Genomic DNA, 20501 nt, shown 5'->3' on the forward strand with positions numbered 1-20501 from the left:
AAAAACAAGGAAGAATAAAATGAAACAACTGTATATCAATGGTAGCTGGCATGACGGCGCAAACGTAACTGTCACTCACAGCCCCTCTGATTTGAGTGAGGTAGTTGGCGAGTACGCCAGTGCAGGTAATGAACAGGTAGAACTGGCAATTGCCGCTGCGCGTGAAGCTGCAGAAGGCTGGCGTAATTCTGGCGTGCAGCAAAGGGCAGATGCGCTTGATAAGATAGGCACAGAAATCAATGAGCGCAAAGCCGAGCTCGGCAGCCTACTGGCACGTGAAGAAGGCAAGACCCTGCCAGAAGCGATAGGTGAGGTTGGCCGGGCAGCCGCTATCTTCAAATTCTTCGCCCAGGAAGCCTTGCGCATACGCGGCGACAAACTGGCTTCAGTGCGCCCGGGCGTGGATGTTGATGTCACCCGTGAGCCGGTAGGCGTCGTCGGCATTATCGCGCCCTGGAATTTTCCTATAGCTATTCCTGCCTGGAAAGCTGCACCGGCGCTGGCCTATGGCAATACCGTGATCTTGAAACCGGCGGAGCTGGTGCCAGGCTGCTCCTGGGCCATGGCCGAGATCATCAGCCGTTCTGGTTTGCCTGCAGGCGTATTCAATCTTTTGTCTGGCCCTGGCCGTATAGTTGGTGAAGCCTTGAGCAAAGACAGCAGAGTGGATGCTATTAGCTTTACCGGTTCCGTCGGCACTGGCAGCAGGGTGCTGGCAGCTTGCGCGGCACGCCGCGCCAAGGTGCAACTGGAAATGGGTGGCAAGAACCCGCTGGTGATATTGGCAGATGCTGATCTGGATGTGGCAGTCAATGCCGCAATCCAGGGCTCTTATTTTTCTACTGGCCAGCGTTGCACGGCATCTTCTCGCCTTATCGTTGAAGAAAAAATCTACCCGGCATTTGTCGCTGCGATGATAGATAAATTGAAGAGCCTGAAAGTAGGGCATGCCTTGCAGACAGGAATAGATATAGGCCCGGTAGTCGATAAGTCTCAGCTGGAACAGGACTTGCGCTATATACAGATAGCCAAAGATGAAGGTGCCAAACTGGCCTTTGGTGGTGAGCGCCTGTCACGCGATACCGATGGCTATTTCCTGAATCCAGCTCTGTTCGTTGATTGCGACCCTGCCATGCAACATACCAGGGAAGAGATTTTTGGCCCGGTAGCATCCGTCATTCCTGCCAAAAACTATGAGCACGCGCTGCAACTGGCAAACGATACTGAATTTGGTCTGACAGCGGGTATTTGCACGACTTCATTGAAATACGCGACTCACTTCAAACGTCATGCCCGTGCAGGCATGGTCATGGTCAACCTGCCTACGGCGGGAGTTGATTACCATGTTCCATTTGGTGGCAGCAAGGCATCCAGCTATGGTGCCCGTGAACAGGGTAGTGCTGCCGTGGAATTCTTTACTACGATGAAGACCAGTTATACCGGTAGCTGATCTTTTATCGCTCTATAGCAGGCAAAAAAGCAGCTAACGGCTGCTTTTTTGCTTTTCGTGTCTATTTTTGCCTGTTTTTGCCCCATTCCTCCCTCCCTATCACTGTTCAAGCCGTGATTTGCGCATTCTGTCGCAAGCCCATGGAAGCGCCAGTTGTTCTTTTATAAGATGCTTACATCGAATCACAGAACACAAGAAATCATCAAATTCACACTTGAGCTAAAGGGAGCCTATCATGACATCTACTAACACATCACGAATCGCCTCACGCATCACCTCAAATAAAGGCATCGCCATCGTCCTTCTGTCCATCCTGGTTTTTGCCATGATAATAATGTCGTCCTCTCATGGCGTCGATGTGCAGATTGACGGCGACGACATTGATGGCGTGGGTGGATTCTTTGGTTTCTTTGGTGTCTTGTTCGGTTGCGGAATTGCTGTAGTGGCGGTGGTGTTTGCCCTTGGCCTGACTGGCATGGTACTGGCTGGCGTGGCAATATTGTTGTGCGTGATTTTCGCTGTAGTACTGGGTTCGCTGGCATTGGCAATGCTGCCCTTGCTTTTCCCTGTCTTGCTGGTGGTCGGCCTGGTTGCCCTGTTTTCACGCCGTAAAACTGTTTAAAGCAAATGCCAGACTTTGTTAAGCCTTTCAAACCAGGCAAATACAGGAAGTGTCTCACTTCCTTTTTGCTTTTGGGCCTGGCCCTGTTCCTTTCAGCCTGTGCAACTGGCAACAGGCTCACACCTGCGCAAGTAGAGTTGTCAGGTGATGGCGGTGAGGTGGCCATAGTGTGGGATGCGATACCGCGTACTGCACCGTTGCCGCCACTGGATCATGCAGCCTTGCTATTGCCCATGCATTTTGGCAGCAGCGAAGAAAAAATATTTTACATGCAGCTTGATCTTGGTCATGCATCAACTGTCTTTTATTCCAATAAATGGAAGGCGATTGCCGAGAAATATCAATTCGTGAATTCTGGCGACAAGCTTGCCGCCATTAATTTCAAACTCGGTGACATGCAGGTCCTGGCAAAAAACATATCCATCATGCAGCGCGAAGGTGTCGGCGTCGAGTGGAGCAAGGGAAGCATAGAAGTTATCGGCAGCATAGGTGCGGATTTGATTGATGGCAGGATAGTGGTGCTGGATTTCAAGAAAGACATAGTGCAATTCGCCCGTGAACGTGAGGGCTTGTATTCTGCAAACAGTAAATTCCAGCCCTTCAGCTTTTCTGGCCGCAGGATAGTCATGCCTGTTACTTTTGATGGCGAAGAGAAAACCGTGATGTATGACAGTAGCTCCGGCGCTTTGTCGTGGATTAGTAATGAGAAAACTTTCCAGCGATTGGCGAAAAAGGATGCCAGGCCAGCGGCTTTTTCTATTCGTCCCTGGGACAAGATATTGACTGCGCATACGGTAGAAACCAGCGCCGAGGTAACGGTAGGAGGTATCAGCTTACCAGTGAAAGAAATCAGTTACATTGAGGATGTCGGCTTCTTGCAAGAGCTTGCAATCAGCGGCCTGGGCTCAGCTGGTATGGTCGGGAATAAGCTCTTCTTGGGCAAAAAGCTGATTATCGATACCCGCAAAATGGAAATAGCGCTGGAAGAGTAAATACTATTCAGCTTTGGTCAGATTTGGTACGCAAGATGAATTGCAGCGCCTGCTCTGCCAGTTCATCTATGCTGATACCAGAACCGCGTCTATACCATTGTGCTGTCCAGTTCAGCGTGCCAAACATCAGCAACTTGTCTATGCGCGTGGGCATGGCCCAATCTCCTGATGCATGCAAGTCTGTGATAACTTTTTCCCACGCAGCTTCATACTTATCCTTAAGAGCAATGATACGTGCGCGTGCCGGTTTGTCGAGTGCGCGCCATTCATACAGAAGTACTGCAATAAAATCATGCTCCGGAGCCAGCAAGGTATTCAGATGAACCTTGACCAAATGCTGAAACGCCAGCCGCGGCGGCAAATCTGCCAAAGCCAGCTTTTCTATTTCTTCCAGCGATTTTTGCATGCCTTGTTCCATCACGGCGACCAGGATGTCTTGTTTGGTCTTGAAGTGATAAAACCAACTGCCAGACTGTATTCCCACTGCAGCAGCAATATCACGCACAGTGGTGTTGTCGTAACCCTTTGTCCTGAACAGCTGTGCTGATTTCCTGATCAAATCCTGGCGTATGCTTTCTGAGCCATCCAGCACTGGGCGACCGCGTTTCTTTGCAGTTTGTGTCCCTGGCAATGCTCGCCCTGTCGTGTCTGTAATGATTTCTTTGGGCATTGCTATTGGGGATAGTCTTCTAAAAAATGGGATGGCGTGCTTTTCTGATAGCTCTTGATGGTAACCTTAAATAAAGCTGCCATCAATCAGGCCAATAAAAATCAGGCACAAAAGCCTGAGTTCATTACATAGGAGACACAGTATGCAAATCAAACCACGCTGGATGACACCTGAGCTGGAAACTTTTCGCGATGCAGTACGCCGCTTTGTCGCTGCCGAAGTGATCCCGCACCAGGAACATTGGAAAAAACAGCAACATGTAGATCGTGATGTCTGGGACAAGGGCGGTGCCATGGGCATCTTGCTGGCTGACATACCAGAAGAATATGGTGGCTCTGGTGGCAGTTTTGCCCATCAATCCATTGTTTTTGAAGAACTGACTTATGCCGGTGACATGGCCTTTGGCATCCATGTGCATGCTATTGTCGCGCACTATATCTTGAATCAGGGGACAGAAGAGCAAAAACAAAAATACCTGCCCAAGCTGGCCTCAGGTGAAATGATCGCTGCCATCGCGATGTCTGAACCCGGTGCCGGGTCTGACCTCAAAGGCATACGCACCACAGCGAGACGTGATGGCGACAGCTATGTCATCAATGGTTCCAAGACCTTTATATCGAACGGCTTTATGGCTGATCTGGTGGTGGTCGTGACCAAGACTGACCCTGAAGCGGGCGCCAAGGGGGTATCACTGATCATGGTCGAAACCAGAGACTGCCCCGGTTACAGGGTAGGGCGCATACTGGAAAAAATAGGGCAAAAAGGCCAGGACACTTGCGAGCTGTTCTTTGATGATGTGCGCGTGCCGCTGGACAGGGTGCTTGGCGGCGTAGAAGGCAAGGGTTTCACCCAGTTGATGACTGAGCTGCCTTATGAGCGCACGATACTGGGCGTCTCTGGCGTCGCTGCGATAGAGCGCGCACTGGATTTGACGATCACGCATACACGTGAGCGCAAGGCCTTTGGTCAGGCCCTGATAGAGATGCAGAATACCCGCTTTGTATTGGCAGAGATCAAGACCGAGGCGACGATAGCCCGTATCTTCATCGACCGCTGTATAGTCGATACGATGGAAGGGCGAATGGATACCGAGCTGGCATCAATGGCCAAATACTGGATATCTGATTTGCAGTGCAAGGTTATCGACCAGTGCCTGCAATTATTTGGCGGTTATGGCTATATGCTGGAATATCCTATAGCGCAAATGTATGTCGATGCGCGGGTACAGCGCATTTATGGTGGTGCCAATGAAATCATGAAAGAAATAATTTCCCGTAATTTATAAACCAGAAAAAGCGGAGAGCGAAACATGGCTGGACCTTTACAGGGCATACGTGTCATAGAAATGGTGGGCCTGGGACCATGCCCTTTTGCCGCCATGATGCTGGCTGACATGGGGGCAGAAGTCATACGCATAGACCGCAAGCTGGCTCCGGGCGCGAATAATCCTTTCCCTATGCTTGGCACCAAATATGATGTCATGGCCAGAGGGCGGCGCTCGCTGGCTCTGGACTTGAAGCAGGCAGAAGCGAAAGCCGTCTTGCTGGATCTGGTAGCGAGTGCTGATATCCTGCTGGAAGGCTTCCGGCCAGGTGTCATGGAAAGACTGGGCCTGGGGCCGGAAGTCTGCCTGCAAAGCAATCCACGTCTGGTATATGGCCGTATTACTGGCTGGGGCCAGGATGGTCCGCTGGCACAGGCGGCAGGGCATGACCTGAATTACATCGCCCTCAGCGGCATGTTGCATGCCATGGGGCGGGCAGATACCCCACCTGCACCGCCCTTGAATCTGGTCGGCGACTTTGGCGGCGGTGCAATGATGCTGGCTTTTGGCGTGGTCTGCGCTGCGCTGGAAGCACGCAGCTCTGGCAAGGGGCAGGTGGTGGATGCGGCCATGGTCGATGGATCAGCCTTGTTAGGCGCGATGATTTACGGCTTCCGTGCCTTTGGCGCATGGTCAGACCAGCGTGGCGCGAATATGCTGGATGGAGGGGCGCATTTTTATGATACCTATACTTGCGCTGACGGTAAATTCATCTCCATAGGCGCAATAGAGCCGCAGTTTTATGCTTTGTTGCTGGAACGTGCAGCTATCACTGACCCTGCATTCAATGCGCAAATGGATGGCCAGAAATGGCCAGAACTGAAAGAAAAATGTACAGCGCTGTTCAAAACTAAAACCCGCCAGCAGTGGTGTGAATTAATGGAAGGGACAGATATCTGTTTCGCCCCGGTGCTGGATATGGCAGAAGCACCTGAGCATCCGCACAATCAGGCCAGAGCCAATTTCACTGATATTGAAGGCATAGTCCAACCAGCACCTGCGCCGCGTTTCAGCAGGACTGCGCCAGAAATCAGCATGCCGCCGGCAGCACCAGGCCAGCATAGTGCTGAGATTTTGCACGACTGGGGGATGAGTGAAGAGAGTATCGCTGCTTTAAAAGAAAATAAGGTAATTTGAGGCTGCTACTGTTGCTCTATGAGTTTTGCTGCAGCTTCAAATTCAAACTGATGCATGAAATGCCTGAGTTGTATCATGGCATCCTGGTTGAACTGAGTGGCAATGGCAGTTTCGTTTTCTTCAAACAGACTTTGTGCATCAGCATCCGAGGCTGCGAGCAGTGCGCGTAGTTCATCCACAATATTCTTTGCCTCGGCTTCATCGACGATGACTTCTTCATGCTGAGGCAAAATTCCTGGCAATACTATTTTCAACTCATCCAGCACCGCATTGAGCGACTGGGTAAGTGGCTCCAGGGTATTCAATATAAACTCCCTGTCTTCTTCCTTGCTGAGTTTGTATTCCAGTTCTGCCGCTATTTTTTGCAGTTTCGTCGCGCCTATACTGCCTGCCAGGCCTTTGAGGGTATGGCTGAGCCTTTCTGCATTACCGTACTCACCAATTTGTATGAACCTGTTTAAATCATGCAGAGTATCTGCCTGGCTTTGTTCAAATCTATGCAACATATTGATATAAAACTCGTGACGCCCACCCATGTAATGCAGGCCGAGGCTGGTATCGAGTTCATTGAATTGCGGGAATCCCGCATCTTCATCATCAAACACGGTGCTGGTGATCAGGCTGCCGGGCACCGGTAGTTCATGTTCGGTATCCATCCAGTGTGAGACTATGCTGAACAAGGCGTCCGGTTGTATAGGCTTGGTCAGATAATCCTGCATGCCTTCACGCATGCAGCGCTCGCGAATGTCACCGACTGCATGCGCAGTCAGGGCGATGATGGGCGTGTCATCCAGACGGGCATCTAATCTGATTTTTGCAGCAGCTTCATGACCATCCATGATCGGCATTTGCAGATCCATGAATATCATGGCGTAATACGCCGGTTCGTTTGCCATGATGAGGCGTACTGCCTCTTCACCATTGTCGGCAACATCAGCGGTAATGCCTACCATGCTCAGCAATTCGATGGCAATTTGCTGATTGACGGGGTTATCTTCCGCCAGCAAGACACGACGGCCCGCATGGTTTTGTGCTGCAATATTGGCGCTATGGGTCACACGTGATTCTGCATGGGAGTCTGATTCACCATTCAGGCTGAAGTCTATTTCCAGCGGCAAGGTGAAGGCAAATGTCGATCCATGATTTTCCTGACTGTAGACAGCAATCTGCCCCCCCATTAATTCCACCAGACGACGTGATATGGATAAGCCCAGGCCCGTTCCCCCATATTTGCGGGTAGTCGAGCCATCTGCCTGGGTAAATGGCTGGAACAGGCTTTGTTGCTGCTCGGCGGACATGCCTATGCCCGTATCTCTTACTGAAAATGTCAGATCAGTTGTTTCAGAAGGGGTGGGCAATCTTTTGACACTGACTTCAATTTCGCCGCCGCTGGGAGTGAATTTGACAGCATTATTGACCAGATTGGTCAGTATCTGGCCCAGCCTCAGCGGGTCGCCGCGCAAACGTGAAGGCACTTCTTCAGAAATTCGCACAATATAGGCGATCTGTTTTTCTATGGCTTTCTGGCTGGTCAGGGTCGATACGCTATTGAGCACATCCTTGATGGAAAATGGAATTTTCTCCACATCCAGCATACCCGCTTCTATCTTGGAAAAATCCAGTATGTCATTGATGATGCCCAACAACGATTCGCCGGCATGATGGATCTTGCTGACATAGTCATATTGTTTGGGGGTGAGCCTGGTTTGCAGGGCAAGATGCGCCAGGCCTATGACTGCATTCATCGGCGTGCGGATTTCATGGCTCATATTGGCCAGGAACTCACTTTTCAATTTGGTGGCATCTTCTGCTTTTTTGCGTGCCTGTCTTTCTGTGATACTTGCCTCTTCGAGTTGTTGCTGAGTCTGACGCAATTCGCGATAGGCATTGGCATTATCCAGCGCAATCGCGCCATAAGAACACAGGCTACGAAAGATCAGGCATTCTCTTTCACCATAGGCATATTCACGCGGTGTTTGTATGCTCATCACACCCAATATGCGTTCACCTATGCTCAGCGGTGCAAATAGCAGACTCAATGTTCCCAGCGTATTTGGCACCACGGGAAAATCATTGTCTGGCAGCAGTTCAAGCTTGACTTCCCGTCTCTCACGCACACAGCGTGCACTTGACGCACGTGTATCTGTCAATGCGACTTCATGGTAAGGGTGGGGCATATTTTCTTCTATGCCAAATGCCTGTGTCAGCGTCTGCCCATCTGCTGACAGCATGTAGATGATGAAGGTTGTCGCGTCCAGCAAATCCTTAAGATGATAATGTATGGCTTCAAATACTGCTTCGGGATCAAGGTTGGATGTGATTTCCTGACCTATTCTGCCCAGTCGTTCAAGCGTGGTTCCCGCTTCCTGCAAGGTGGCAGCGCGACGGGCTTCAGAAACAGCAATCAATCTTTGTTGTTCTGCTTCTGCCCTGATCAATTCAGTTTCGTGCCTGACCTGCGCCATGGCAGTACGGTTATTTGCCTGTTTTTTGCTTTCCCGCTGTTCTGCTGCTATGGCCAGTCGTGCATAAAGTAAAGCTTTGTTGCTGTCTCCTGCATCAGCCCATGCATCGCTCAAGGCCATCAGTAATTCTGTGCTGGCTTGCCAGCCCTCTGTCAATTCACCCGCCCGCAAAGATTCTTCAAGATAGTGGATGATGGCATTCGGCGCATCCATTTTTTCTGGGCTGCTAATAACGTGACGGGCATGTATTTCAGCGAGGGTCTGATTAAGCGTGACCCCCAGGGCGGTGAACTGGTGCTGGACTATGAAGGATTTTGCCTCGGCGATGGTGGCTAATGCAGCATCAGCCTGGTTTGAGGCGGACAATGCCCGGGCATAGCGTATCAAGGCTTGCGGTAAATCGTCCATGGATTGAGCCGCCCGGAATAGCAGGATTGCCTCGTTAAAACAAGCCAGGGCTCTATTGGTTTCGCCCTGAATGAGCAGACATTCTGCTAATTCCGCATGGGCTATGGCCTTGTTAATTCCGCCGGGCGTTTTTGAGAAGCTATTCAAGGCCTCTTCCAGTATTTTCTGACTACGTTCATACTGGCCCAGTTGCCTTAGCAAACTACCCAAATGCGCCATGGCATTGCCTATCAATGCAGGCCATTCTGTTTTACGGGCACGCTCCACAGCCCAGTCAAAGACGCCAGCCGCGCCTTCCAGATCACCGACAGTCTGCATGGATTCACCAGAGTTGCCGGCAGAGACAATCGCCAGCCTGACCATGCCAGTCTGCCGGGCCAGTTCGCTGGACTGCAGATAATAAACCGATGCCCTGGCTGGTTCACGACGACCATGAATCACCCCATAGGCTGCTGCCATATGGGCCGCAACTGCAGGATGATCGCGGTGAAGGTATTGTTCGTCAAAATCGGCATAGCGGCGCGAGGCTGCCAGCGGATCATAAAATGCCAGTTCATAGATAACCCAGGATTCAGCAATTGCTACCCTGAGCGTGTCATTTGCTTTGAAATACCATGTCTTTGCTGCTGCGCATGAGCGGGCCTCTCTGCCTGCATCACCTTGTTCCAATGCGAGGCTGGCGCTGGTCAGGCTGGCATCACCCAGCCCGATGGTATCGCCGAGTTCATTGAATATGGTGATGGCTTGTGCCAGCAATTGCTCGGCAACGGTCAGGTCGCAAAACAATGCTGCGATTTCAGCTTCAATCAGGCAAAGCCGTGCATGAAATTGATTTTTGAGTTTATCGGAGATATTTGCGTCTGCAAGATCGGCTTTGACTGCGATCACCAACTCGCTTGCGCTTTGACTATCCCTTTGCCGCAGATGCCAGGCTAACGTCAGTTGACTGATCAATTTTTCCAAACCTTGCGCTGAAGCCAGCCCGTTGGCAAGCTGGGTCACTTCCTCTTCAGTGGCAAATAGATTCATGGTCGCAGGCGATATAGAATTGATCAAATAATACCTTATGACAAGCTGCTTGACGGATTAAGAAGCGCTCTTTGTTGCAAACTCGACAGGGACTAAACAGAGTCGCTGTTTAGCCAGCTACAAAACAGGAACTTTTCAGCGGTCTATGAATCTGATTCCACTAGCTTGATATTCTATTGATATATTATCGCAGTCACATCGATATTGATGAATGCGAGAGGATGCAGATAAATCCAGGCTAAGTCTGAAATCTGGCAAATTAAATAATAAACCAAAGGGAAAATTTATGCGTGTGTCAAAACTGTTGCCGCTGGCCTGGGCTGTCATGCTGTGCTTGCCTGCGCTCGCCGCTGAGCCAGCCACCAAGCCAGATGCAGAAAAAAAGAAATGGGATGTCAATCATCCCCCCGGCGAAAGCAAGATAGTCAATATTGACACCCGCACCGGCACCTGGATGAGCGTGGACGTTAGTCCGGATGGCAAACAACTGGTGTTTGACCTGCTTGGCGATTTATATACGCTGCCTATCGCGGGTGGCGAAGCCAAGGCTTTGACGCACTCCATAGCCTGGGAAATGCAGGCGCGCTTTTCACCGGATGGCAAACAGATCGCCTATATGTCTGATGCGGGTGGCGGCGACAATGTCTGGGTCATGAATGTCGATGGCAGCAATGCGCATGCAGTCAGCAAGGAAGACTTCCGCCTCTTGAACAATCCCGTCTGGCACCCGAATGGCCAGTACATCGCCGCGCGCAAGCACTATACCGGCACCCGCTCACTGGGTTCTGGTGAAATCTGGCTGTATCATCAAAGTGGTGGTACGGGCGTGCAATTGAATGAAAAGCCGAACTGGCAAAAAGACCTGGGAGAGCCGGCGTTTTCGCCAGATGGCCGCTATGTCTATTATTCCCAAGACACAACGCCGGGTACGTCCTTTGAATACAATAAGAATTCCAACGGACAGATTTACCAGATTTTCCGCCGTGACCTGCAAGATGGCAAGGTCAAAGCTTTTGTCAGTGGCCCTGGCGGCGCAGTGCGCCCGGTGCCTTCGCCGGATGGCAAGTACCTGGCCTTTGTGCGCCGCATTCGCAACCAGTCGGCTTTGTTTCTGAAAAATCTACAGACGGGCGAAGAAACAGCAGCCTGGCCAGAGCTGGAGCGTGATATGCAAGAAGCCTGGGCTATTCAAGGTGTGTATCCAGCCTTTTCCTGGATGCCAGGTAGCAAAGAAATTGTGGTCTGGGCCAAGGGTAAGCTCTGGCGTCTTGATCCGTTCAGCCACAAGGCAGTCGAAATTCCTTTTCATGTGAAAGATACCCGGGAAGTGCGCAGTGCCTTGCGCTTCCCGCAAGAGGTCGCGCCTGATCAGTTCGATGTTCATCAGCTGCGCTGGGTAAATGTCGCACCGCAGGGGGATAAAGTTGTTTACTCGGCGCTGGGGCATATCTATGTCAAGGACCTGCCAAATGGCACGCCACGCCGCCTGACCACGCAAAACACACATTTTGAATTCTTCCCCAGCTTTTCACGCGATGGAAAGTCGGTCGTATTCAGTAGCTGGAATGATGAAAAGCTCGGCGCAGTCAGAACTGTGGAGCTTGCCAGCGGCAAGGAAACCATAGTGACCAAGGCCCCGGGTAAATACCTGCAGGCGCGTTTTTCACCTGATGGCAAGCAAGTTGCCTATGTCAAAGCCAAGGGTGGTTACCTGACTACGCCCTGGTATGGCATGGAAACTGGCGTGTTCCTGGCGAATGCAGACGGTAAAACCGAGCCGCGCCTGTTGACGGAAGAGGGTGGTGCACCGCAATTTGGCAAAGATGCGCAGGCAGTGTATGTCACCCGTACACAATATACTGGTGAAGTCGATTGGACTACTTCACTGGTACGCGTACCTCTGGATGGCAAGCCCGAGCAGCCAGTTGCAAAAAGTGAATTCGCCGGTGAATTTGCGATTTCGCCAGATGGTGAATGGCTGGCTTTTGGCGAACGCTACCATGCTTATGTGACGCCATTGCCGCTGGCTGGCAAGGCGGTCACTATAGGGCAGAAAATGGATGCGCTGCCTGTCAAACAGCTGGACGTCAATGCCGGTCAATACCTGCACTGGTCTGGCGACAGCAAGCGTATCAACTTCTCACTCGGCGATGAATTATTCAGCCGTGAATTGAAAGACGCTTTTGCTTTCGTGCCGGGCGCACCTGCTGAATTGCCTAAACCGGTAGAGCAGGGGCAAAAGATAGGCTTCCGCCAGGCTGCTGACAAACCTAGTGGTTACACAGTCATATCCGGCGCCAGAATCGTCACCATGAAAGGCGAGGAGGTCATAGAAGATGGCCGTATTGTCGTCAAGGATAACCGCATCGTCAGTGTCGGCAAATCTGCTGATGTGGCGATACCTGCAGGTGCAACTCAGATTGATGCCAAGGGCAAAACCATTTTGCCGGGCCTGGTCGATGTGCACTGGCATGGCAGCATGGGCGAGAGCGGCATTATTCCGCAGCAAAGCTGGGTGAATTATGCTTCGCTGGCTTTTGGTGTAACGACCATCCATGATCCATCGAACGACACTGGAGAAATCTTCACGCAAAGTGAATTACAAAGAGCCGGACAAGTACTGGGGCCACGTATTTACTCTACCGGTACCATCCTTTACGGTGCCAAGGGTAATTTCGCCGCTATCGTCAATAATCTTGATGATGCTTTGACGCATTTGAAACGCCTCAAGGCAGCAGGTGCTATCTCAGTCAAGAGTTATAACCAGCCAAGGCGAGAGCAACGCCAGCAAGTTCTGGAAGCTGCACGTCTGACACAAATGATGGTGGTACCTGAAGGTGGTTCGCTGTTCCAGACCAATATGAGCATGGTAGTCGATGGCCATACTGGCGTTGAGCATGCCTTGCCAGTTGAAAAAGTGTATGACGATGTCAAGCAACTGTGGTCGCAAACTCAGGTAGGCTATACCCCGACCCTGGGAGTCGCCTACGGTGGCCTCGATGGCGAGCACTACTGGTATGCCCACACCGATGTCTGGAAACATCCTCTGCTGAGTAAATATGTACCGCGCTCAGTACTGGAGCCACGTAGCGTCAGACGTGAGACTGCGCCGGAAGAAGACTTCAATGTCATCAAGGTGGCCCAGACTGCAACCGCCCTGCAACGCGCTGGTGTTCCCGTCAATCTGGGTGCACATGGTCAGCGCGAAGGCCTGGCAGCACACTGGGAATTATGGACCCTGGTTAAAGGCGGCATGACACCGATGGAAGCGATACGCAGCGGTACCATCAATGGCGCACGTTATCTGGGCATGGATAAGGACATAGGCTCTCTGGAAGTCGGCAAACTAGCTGACTTGATGATTATTGATGGTGATGTCCTCAAAGACATACAGCAATCAGACAAACTCAGCCATGTCATGCTGAATGGACGTTTGTATGAATCTGCTACCTTGAATGAAGTGGGTAAAACCAAAAAAGTGCGTAAGCCTTTCTTTTTTGAAGGCAAGAGCGGCGGTGAAATGCCAATCGAGGCCGATGAGCATGCGCATGGCCACTAATGCCTGAATAAGCTACTCAGTGTAATGAAGAATGCAGCTATTGAAAAATAGCTGCATTTTTTACATCTTCTCACAGTCAAGATATACAGTTTCTTATAACGATTAAAGCCGCCTGTATCCTAAGTTGCTGGTGGCATGTGTCACAATAGAGGCTTGACGCATTAGTCTGGTGCATTTTATATTGCTTTAATGATATTTAAGTTGCCGGTTTTGCAGCCTTGATTCTATGTCCAACCATCTGGAGTTCTATCATGTTTCAGCACGTCGAAGCCTATCCTGGCGATCCTATCTTGTCTTTGAACGAGGCCTTTGGTAAGGACCCTCGTACCAACAAGATCAATTTGTCTATCGGTATTTATTTTGACGATGCTGGCAAGATTCCCATGCTGCCATCTGTACGTGCAGCAGAACACAAGGTCGTGGCAGATGCTGGCGCCCGTCCTTATCTGCCTATGGAAGGCGCAGCAAATTTCCGCACGGCTGTGCAGGAACTTTTGTTTGGCGCAGATAATGCAGCAGTCAAAGCTGGCCGTGTTGTCACTATCCAGGCAGTTGGTTCCAGCGGTGGCCTGAAGGTGGGCGGGGATTTCATCAAACGTTATTTCCCGACATCGACCATGCTGGTCAGCGACCCTACCTGGGATAACCACAAGGCCGTATTTGAAGGTTGTGGTCTGACTGTCAAAACCTATCCTTACTATGATGCTGCAACTGGTGGCTTGCGTTTTGATGCCATGATAGAAGCATTGAAAGCTGCAGAAAAGAAAAGCATCGTCCTGCTGCATGCCTGTTGCCATAACCCTACAGGTGTAGATCTGACGCAAGAGCAGTGGCAACAACTGGTACCGGTATTGAAAGAGCGTGAACTCATCGCTTTCATTGATCTGGCTTACCAGGGCTATGGCGACGGTATCGTGGAAGATGCTTACGCAGTACGCCTGCTGGCTGACCAGGGTTTGAGCTTCTTCGTTGCGAATTCCTTCTCCAAGAGCATGAGCCTGTATGGCGAGCGTTGCGGTGCCCTGAGTGTAGTTTGCCCTGACGCAGCACAGGCAGTGAATGTGCTGGGCCAGATGAAGGCAACGATACGTCGCAACTACTCCAATCCACCTCTGCATGGTGGTCAACTGGTAGCCCGCGTGCTGAGCGACCCTGAGCTGCGTCCTATGTGGGAAGCAGAAGTCGTCGCCATGCGTGACCGTATCCAGCTCATGCGCCGTAAATTGCATGATGTATTGAGTGCAAAATTGCCAGGCCGTGATTTCAGCTATTTCCTGACTCAGCGCGGCATGTTCAGCTACACAGGTTTGACGGCTGAGCAGTGTGATCGTCTGAAAGAAGAGTTCGGCGTTTATCTGGTCCGTTCTGGCCGTATGTGTATTGCCGGTTTGAATACTGGCAATGTTGAAGCGACTGCGAATGCAATCGCGGCTGTTTTAGGCTGATTGTCATTGTCCCTGTCCGCACGTCTTGCGGGCAGGGACTTTCATCGTTGTGGCTTTATATGAAAAATAGTTACCTGTTGTCTTTGCTGGTGTTTTTGACCGCAAATGCTTCTTCTGCTGAACTGGTTTATAAAACCTATGTGAATGGTCGATATGGTTTTTCGATAGATTACCCAGATTACCTTATTCCTCAAGGCGAAGCTGCCAATGGCGATGGTCAGGTGTTTTTATCCAAAGATGGTGAGGCTGAGCTGCGCGTTTATGCCAGAGCCTGCATAGAGGAATGGGATACGACTCCGGCAGAATTCCTTAAAAAAGCTGAAACAGAAAAAGTAAAAGAAGGCAGGGTTATTTCTTATCGCGCCAAAGGAAAAGGTTTTGCCGTTGTCTCTGGCACCAAGGGCAAGCAGATTTATTACGATAAATTACTGACGACCGGCAACTGGTGTACTTTCTTCCAATGGAATTACGCTGTCAGTAACAAAGAAAAATATGATGAGGCAACCAGGCTCATCGCCAACTCTTTTAAGTCCTGATCTTTCTATTTTGAAATAGAGAGATCATCAAAAAAAATTATCAAAAAAGATAATTCTTGCGATGATAAATTCAACTCCAAATGTTAATATGGCATCTCTGTCATTCTCTTTCCATGTGGAGTAGTCATGAAGCCAGCAGTGCAATTATTGTGGTGGATGCGTGTATACCTGCTGGGGCTTTGTATTGCGCTCTCAGGGTGCGCAACCCAACTTGCACCCGCTTATGACAAAACAGTGGTTGATGGCTTGGCCGCCGTCAATACTGACACCATGATTTTGCTCGCCAGCGTGTCTAACGGCAGCGATAAAAACAGCTTCCCCTCCCGCGTTGATAATTACAATTCATTGATTGGACGTCTGGACGCACTGAGTTTGCAGGCCGGAGCCCGGCCCATGCCAAAAAACAAGGTGACCGATACCATTAATCAATTGCTTGATAAACGTGGCAGCCCAGCCATGTCTGGTGATGACAGTACACCACCTAGCGCCTATGCCATCAAAAAAGTATCGGAAACCCTGAGTAAAATGCGTGATGTTGATCGTCTGCAAGGCGTGACTGCTTATGAGGCGCAGGCTTTCAAGGGGCAGGCCGTGATCTACCTCGATCAGGCAATTACGTATGAAAATTTCTTGCAGCGTTAATCTGGGAGCATAAATATGGCACTTGATATAGATCAACTCGTGGCTGATATGCAAGCCGCAGCTTCTGGTGTTTTGCAGGCTGATGTGACGACCTTGCGCGGATTTACACAGCAGCAGGTAAAAGCCATAGCACAGCAGGCAGGGCTGGTCAGTACGGGCATATTGACCAAGCAGATTACGCCTGAAACCCAGCAGTTTTTCCTGGATGGGCTGGAGGATATGGCCTTAAGCTTCGCTAAAACCTTGCGGGGTTTGCTGATGGTCACCATAGAAAAAGTCTGGAATGCAGTCGTTGGCGTACTCTGGTCTGCAATTTCCAAGGCGACCAATCTGGTATTGCCTGTACCGGTCATGAATTCTTGAAGCTTCTTGGCACATTCCAAAGCCGATTTTTCTAAGATAAACTGCACGAATCTTCATTGCATCCCATGGCCTGCTTGGGTTTGCCTTCATTCGCGCTGACATGCTCTTCTGTAGTATCTGTCTCTGCCACCAACTGACCCAGCATGCTGCCCAGTTTAAGATCATCAATGTGACCAAAGTGATGAAATCTGATGCGCCCCTGCTGGTCTATAAGCAAGATACTTGGTGTGCCGCGCAAGCCATATTTCTGCATGCTCAAAGGTATTCCACTGACCGGATCTGGCATGTCGATGGCGATTGGAAAGCGCAAACGATATTCATGGATAAAGACTTTCAAGGCTTCTTTGCCCATCGCATGGTGATGCTCAAACACTGTGTGCAATCCTATCACCGCAAGTTCTTGCTGCGAAAATGCATTTCTTACTGCACTTGCCTGTGGCAATCCATGTGTGACACAGGCAGGGCATAACATCTGAAAACTATGCAGTAACACGACTTTGCCGCGTAAAGACTGCAAGCTGATAGCCGTATCAGTGTTGAGCCAGTCTGAAGTGATGAGTTCAGGTGCGATGCTATTAATCATGGATATCTCCATTTCTCTTTTATTTGAATTTATCTGATCAAGGTGCGGAGTTATCCGCACCCGGAAACCCGTTTAATTTTTGCTGGTTGCGTTCAGTTTGATTTTTGGGAAATCAACCGGTACATCCAGTGCCACATTGATATAGTTGGTGTACAGATTGAGAGCGACGTGGGCCATGATTTCAACGATATGTTCATCGTCATAGCCGTGTGAGCGCAAAGCTTCCACATCATCTTTATTGATTTGGGCGCGCTTGCTGACTACCTTCAATACAAATTTCAGTGCGGCGTCGGTTTTCGCGTCATGCGAATTGCCTGACTGGGCTGCCACCATTTCTGCGGCACTGGCACCTGCTTTTTGCCCCAATACGGTATGTGCTGCCAGACAGTATTCGCACTGATTCTGGTTTGCTATGGCAACTGCAATTTGCTCTCCCAGTTTTGCCGGGATGACGCCATTGCCCAGGGCTGCAAAAGCAGACCACATGCTGTTGAGCGCCGCCGTAGAGTTGGCGACAGCGCGGAACATATTTGGCGTAGCACCAAAGGCAGTATTGATGTCATTCAAAATAGCATGACGAGTACCAGAAGTTTCTTTGAGACTGATGAGTTGGACGTTGGACATGGTGATTCCTTGTTGGTTTGTGGTTTCCACTTATTGATTGAATTTACCTGGCAGGCTGAGATTGCCAGAGGCGACTTTGAAAACATTACTGACGCAAAGTAGTGGGGCATGGACACTGGCATTGACGCGCAGAGCAGCGGTGACACCATCAAAACCGGCAGATTGAATGCTGGCTATATCATCAAAGGGCACACGCACTTCCAGTGTCTTGCCTTTGAATGTGGGGCTCCAGCCAGGGCTGTCTATGAGTATTGGCAAGCCTGGCCAGGTTTTGGGCAGACGAGGTTTGCTACCCTCGGGAATATCAACTACCTTCAGCGAATCTTTGCCACAAGCCTGGTCGGGCTGCAAGACCACCCAGTGTGAGTGCCAGACATTGCCATCATTATTGGGATTACCATCGCCGTTTTCATCAAACAACGGGGTGTCATCAAAGTCAGGGTGAGAAGTTACGGCAAAAGCCAGGATGCCACTTTTAGGCTCGAAACCGACTACGGATGGGTCCAGGGTCGTTGGCCACACATAAGAGAAAACAGAGCTGCCCGCCAGCTTGCCTGATTTGGTAGGCCTGGTCTTGCCAGCCTTGCCAGAGACGGCAATATGAAAAATCGCCACATTGCCTTCAGTCGTGATCTTGGTATGGAAAATATCAAAGTCAGGTTTGATCTTGCTGCTGGCTTCGGTTTGTATGCCGCCATGATGTGCGTGATCATGCGCTGCTGCCCAATGCGTTGCGCTGGCCATTGTCAGGCTGAGACCAAAACCAAGACTGATGCAGAGTTTTTTGTATCTGTGTTCCATGTTTATCTTTCAAAGTTCATGTGACGGTTCTGTTTTTGTCACGCATTGCCAGGCTAATTTCTGATGCGTGTATTGCTTACATTCGACGCAAGAACCACAGCATCAAATATTATAAATAGGACTCCTAATTAAATGAGTCAAAAAAATAGGCGATCTGCCTTGGTTAACTCATTTTCAGCTATTCCATTCTTACTTATCCATTTTTATTTCATTTCTATTTTCTTCCAGTTATTGCGAATGATGTTGTTTGCTGTTTGTTGATGTTCAGGGCAATCCAGGCGCAATTGCTCTTTGCGTAAAGGCGCATCCACCAAGGCACAATGGTGGGGCGCGAGCACATCGTCGTGTCTGTCCGGCATGAAGTGCGCACAAGTGACACAGGCGCGTATATCAGGGAAGTGCTCGGCTTGCTGCAATTTGCCTATCAGGTTCAGCAGGCTGGTAAAAGTTTGCTCCTGTGCTGCAGGGGATAATTGCGCTATGGCTTCGCTGGCAAAACCAGTTGCACCAGCTATTTTTTTGACCAGCACATGACCATCAGCAGTCAGTCTCAAGGCAATGGCGCGACCATCGTCTGGTGCACGGGCTTTTTCTACCAGACCTTTGGCAGTCAATGAACTCACCGAGTCGCTGGCACTAGCCATGCTGACACCCAATTGCTCGGCTATCCATGAAAGTCTGACAGCATCTTTGCGAGCCGCCAGCATGTCTATGATATCGACTTGGGTAGGGTTCAAGCCTTCAGAGGTAGCGAACTGCCAGGTGCCCGAGCGCAATACGCCGGCAATTCTGGCAATCGCATCCAGTATGCGTTCACTGGTTGCTGGAGTTTCCTCCCAAGGATGGCTGGATGGCTTTTTCATGTGAGCATTATGACGCAATAAAATGAATATGTAAAGGAGTCCTAATTAAATTGTTTGTGCTTTGACTTATTGTGGATTTGCCTGCTTCTATAGATTGGTTTTTATCAGTACTGTTGAAACCGGATGAATCTGATGATTAAGTCAGGTGCTAAAGCTGGAAACACTTAACTTGTCTTCAGGTATGTTAATCCAGTGGGTGCAGGCGTGTTTCAGCTTATCCGGATTGCCGTTCGTGTAAGCATTAATGCGGGGAATATCGCTGCTGGTATTTGTCAGATCGTGCTCAGCCAGCAATCGTTGCATTTGTGATGCAACGGCTTTTCCAGTATCAATGAGTGTGATGGGTTCACCATCAGGAATATACGCAGACGTGAGTTCTTGTATGAGCCTGGCTACAAAAGGATAATGGGTGCAACCCAGGACCAGGGTATCGACTTGTGCGGTTAGCAAAGGGTTCAGATATTTTTCCAGCAAAAGCCGGGTTTGATCTCCATTTGCTTCTGCTTTTTCTATTTGATCGACCAGGCCTACGCAGGCTTGGGGAATGAATTCCACACCGGTCTCTGCACTTAACTTTGTGCTCAAGTGCTGATATTTTTCGCTTTGTATTGTGGAAAAGGTGGCCAGCACACCGACCTTTTTTGTCTTGCTGAGCAGGCTTGCCGGTTTCAAACCAGGTTCCATGCCAACAATAATGAGGTCAGGGTAATGTAAGCGCAGATGCTTGATGGCGGCGGCGGTTGCCGTATTGCAGGCAACTACCAACGCCTTGATTTTCTTGCTCAGCAAAAAATCTGTGACGGCGATGCTGCGCTTCAGAATTTCTGCACTGGTCTTGTCACCATAAGGTGCAAAACCTGAATCTGCCACATACAGCAATGCTTCATGTGGCAGGGTCTGGCGTATGTGCTGCAATACTGACAGGCCACCAAGGCCAGAATCAAATACCCCAACCGGAGCAGAGCGTGCAAATTCCTCTGATGCCATC

Annotated in this window: 17 protein-coding genes; 10 read left to right on the forward strand and 7 right to left on the reverse strand. The window is 50.1% G+C overall.

The features are described 5' to 3' along the window. Positions 1–19 precede the first annotated feature (19 nt). The 3 genes from ACO0LI_RS11400 (at position 20) to ACO0LI_RS11410 (ending at position 3064) form a co-directional block, all read left to right on the forward strand. Positions 20–1450 carry an aldehyde dehydrogenase family protein gene (locus ACO0LI_RS11400; RefSeq protein ID WP_423032650.1) on the forward strand — a complete coding sequence of 477 codons (1431 nt, stop codon included), beginning with the start codon at positions 20–22 and terminating at the stop codon, positions 1448–1450. A 235-nt stretch (positions 1451–1685) separates the two neighbouring features. Beyond that, positions 1686–2072: a hypothetical protein gene (locus ACO0LI_RS11405; protein ID WP_423032651.1), complete on the forward strand. Its 387-nt coding sequence runs from the start codon at positions 1686–1688 to the stop codon at positions 2070–2072. A 5-nt stretch (positions 2073–2077) separates the two neighbouring features. After that, positions 2078–3064 carry a hypothetical protein gene (locus tag ACO0LI_RS11410; RefSeq protein WP_423032652.1) on the forward strand — a complete coding sequence of 329 codons (987 nt, stop codon included), beginning with the start codon at positions 2078–2080 and terminating at the stop codon, positions 3062–3064. A gap of 7 nt (positions 3065–3071) precedes the next feature. Here the strand turns inward: ACO0LI_RS11410 and ACO0LI_RS11415 are convergent, their stop codons facing one another. Next, positions 3072–3734 (reverse strand): TetR/AcrR family transcriptional regulator, encoded by a 663-nt coding sequence (locus ACO0LI_RS11415; protein WP_423032653.1) that lies wholly within the window; start codon positions 3732–3734, stop codon positions 3072–3074. A gap of 142 nt (positions 3735–3876) precedes the next feature. Here ACO0LI_RS11415 and ACO0LI_RS11420 point away from each other — a divergent pair, with 142 nt between their 5' ends. Further along, positions 3877–5019 carry an acyl-CoA dehydrogenase family protein gene (locus ACO0LI_RS11420; protein WP_423032654.1) on the forward strand — a complete coding sequence of 381 codons (1143 nt, stop codon included), beginning with the start codon at positions 3877–3879 and terminating at the stop codon, positions 5017–5019. A gap of 24 nt (positions 5020–5043) precedes the next feature. Then, on the forward strand, positions 5044–6195 hold the full coding sequence (locus ACO0LI_RS11425; protein ID WP_423032655.1) for a CaiB/BaiF CoA transferase family protein: 1152 nt from the start codon (positions 5044–5046) through the stop codon (positions 6193–6195). Between the two features lie 5 nt (positions 6196–6200). Here ACO0LI_RS11425 and ACO0LI_RS11430 read toward each other — a convergent pair whose 3' ends face one another. Beyond that, positions 6201–10097 (reverse strand): ATP-binding protein, encoded by a 3897-nt coding sequence (locus ACO0LI_RS11430; RefSeq protein WP_423032656.1) that lies wholly within the window; start codon positions 10095–10097, stop codon positions 6201–6203. Between the two features lie 286 nt (positions 10098–10383). Here ACO0LI_RS11430 and ACO0LI_RS11435 point away from each other — a divergent pair, with 286 nt between their 5' ends. The 5 genes from ACO0LI_RS11435 to ACO0LI_RS11455 all read left to right on the forward strand — a co-directional run bounded on the left by ACO0LI_RS11435 (position 10384) and on the right by ACO0LI_RS11455 (position 16642). Continuing rightward, complete coding sequence (locus ACO0LI_RS11435) at positions 10384–13656, forward strand: amidohydrolase family protein (protein WP_423032657.1); 3273 nt, start codon at positions 10384–10386, stop codon at positions 13654–13656. Between the two features lie 251 nt (positions 13657–13907). Then, positions 13908–15101, forward strand: coding sequence for an aromatic amino acid transaminase (locus ACO0LI_RS11440; RefSeq protein WP_423032658.1), 1194 nt, complete (start codon positions 13908–13910; stop codon positions 15099–15101). Positions 15102–15160: 59 nt separating this feature from the next. Further along, a complete protein-coding gene (locus tag ACO0LI_RS11445; protein ID WP_423032659.1) occupies positions 15161–15637 on the forward strand; it encodes a hypothetical protein in 477 nt (158 codons plus the stop codon). 126 nt (positions 15638–15763) lie between these two features. Continuing rightward, entirely contained in the window at positions 15764–16279 is a 516-nt protein-coding gene (locus ACO0LI_RS11450) for a hypothetical protein (protein ID WP_423004841.1), read from the forward strand. 15 nt (positions 16280–16294) lie between these two features. After that, positions 16295–16642 carry a hypothetical protein gene (locus ACO0LI_RS11455; protein WP_422949738.1) on the forward strand — a complete coding sequence of 116 codons (348 nt, stop codon included), beginning with the start codon at positions 16295–16297 and terminating at the stop codon, positions 16640–16642. A gap of 31 nt (positions 16643–16673) precedes the next feature. Here the strand turns inward: ACO0LI_RS11455 and ACO0LI_RS11460 are convergent, their stop codons facing one another. The 5 genes from ACO0LI_RS11460 to murI form a co-directional block, all read right to left on the reverse strand. Beyond that, complete coding sequence (locus tag ACO0LI_RS11460) at positions 16674–17225, reverse strand: redoxin domain-containing protein (protein ID WP_423032660.1); 552 nt, start codon at positions 17223–17225, stop codon at positions 16674–16676. A gap of 72 nt (positions 17226–17297) precedes the next feature. Further along, positions 17298–17849 carry a carboxymuconolactone decarboxylase family protein gene (locus tag ACO0LI_RS11465; protein ID WP_423032661.1) on the reverse strand — a complete coding sequence of 184 codons (552 nt, stop codon included), beginning with the start codon at positions 17847–17849 and terminating at the stop codon, positions 17298–17300. Positions 17850–17879: 30 nt separating this feature from the next. Continuing rightward, positions 17880–18650 (reverse strand): hypothetical protein, encoded by a 771-nt coding sequence (locus ACO0LI_RS11470; protein WP_422949741.1) that lies wholly within the window; start codon positions 18648–18650, stop codon positions 17880–17882. Positions 18651–18853: 203 nt separating this feature from the next. Next, positions 18854–19513, reverse strand: coding sequence for a MarR family winged helix-turn-helix transcriptional regulator (locus ACO0LI_RS11475; RefSeq protein ID WP_423032662.1), 660 nt, complete (start codon positions 19511–19513; stop codon positions 18854–18856). A gap of 141 nt (positions 19514–19654) precedes the next feature. Continuing rightward, positions 19655–20500, reverse strand: a complete 846-nt coding sequence (gene murI / locus ACO0LI_RS11480; RefSeq protein WP_423032663.1) for a glutamate racemase — start codon at positions 20498–20500, stop codon at positions 19655–19657. Between the last annotated feature and the right edge of the window lies 1 nt (position 20501).

Origin of the sequence: Undibacterium sp. Tian12W (assembly GCF_049339405.1) — a bacterium.
In the GTDB taxonomy this organism is placed as follows: domain Bacteria; phylum Pseudomonadota; class Gammaproteobacteria; order Burkholderiales; family Burkholderiaceae_D; genus Undibacterium.

Bases quoted from the DNA above. Each gene is read 5' to 3' on its own strand.
- ACO0LI_RS11400 (WP_423032650.1), top strand. From the start codon at position 20: ATGAAACAACTGTATATCAATGGTAGCTGGCATGACGGCGCAAACGTA.
- ACO0LI_RS11405 (WP_423032651.1), top strand. From the start codon at position 1,686: ATGACATCTACTAACACATCACGAATCGCCTCACGCATCACCTCAAAT.
- ACO0LI_RS11410 (WP_423032652.1), top strand. From the start codon at position 2,078: ATGCCAGACTTTGTTAAGCCTTTCAAACCAGGCAAATACAGGAAGTGT.
- ACO0LI_RS11415 (WP_423032653.1), bottom strand. From the start codon at position 3,734: ATGCCCAAAGAAATCATTACAGACACGACAGGGCGAGCATTGCCAGGG.
- ACO0LI_RS11420 (WP_423032654.1), top strand. From the start codon at position 3,877: ATGCAAATCAAACCACGCTGGATGACACCTGAGCTGGAAACTTTTCGC.
- ACO0LI_RS11425 (WP_423032655.1), top strand. From the start codon at position 5,044: ATGGCTGGACCTTTACAGGGCATACGTGTCATAGAAATGGTGGGCCTG.
- ACO0LI_RS11430 (WP_423032656.1), bottom strand. From the start codon at position 10,097: ATGAATCTATTTGCCACTGAAGAGGAAGTGACCCAGCTTGCCAACGGG.
- ACO0LI_RS11435 (WP_423032657.1), top strand. From the start codon at position 10,384: ATGCGTGTGTCAAAACTGTTGCCGCTGGCCTGGGCTGTCATGCTGTGC.
- ACO0LI_RS11440 (WP_423032658.1), top strand. From the start codon at position 13,908: ATGTTTCAGCACGTCGAAGCCTATCCTGGCGATCCTATCTTGTCTTTG.
- ACO0LI_RS11445 (WP_423032659.1), top strand. From the start codon at position 15,161: ATGAAAAATAGTTACCTGTTGTCTTTGCTGGTGTTTTTGACCGCAAAT.
- ACO0LI_RS11450 (WP_423004841.1), top strand. From the start codon at position 15,764: ATGAAGCCAGCAGTGCAATTATTGTGGTGGATGCGTGTATACCTGCTG.
- ACO0LI_RS11455 (WP_422949738.1), top strand. From the start codon at position 16,295: ATGGCACTTGATATAGATCAACTCGTGGCTGATATGCAAGCCGCAGCT.
- ACO0LI_RS11460 (WP_423032660.1), bottom strand. From the start codon at position 17,225: ATGATTAATAGCATCGCACCTGAACTCATCACTTCAGACTGGCTCAAC.
- ACO0LI_RS11465 (WP_423032661.1), bottom strand. From the start codon at position 17,849: ATGTCCAACGTCCAACTCATCAGTCTCAAAGAAACTTCTGGTACTCGT.
- ACO0LI_RS11470 (WP_422949741.1), bottom strand. From the start codon at position 18,650: ATGGAACACAGATACAAAAAACTCTGCATCAGTCTTGGTTTTGGTCTC.
- ACO0LI_RS11475 (WP_423032662.1), bottom strand. From the start codon at position 19,513: ATGAAAAAGCCATCCAGCCATCCTTGGGAGGAAACTCCAGCAACCAGT.
- murI (WP_423032663.1), bottom strand. From the start codon at position 20,500: ATGGCATCAGAGGAATTTGCACGCTCTGCTCCGGTTGGGGTATTTGAT.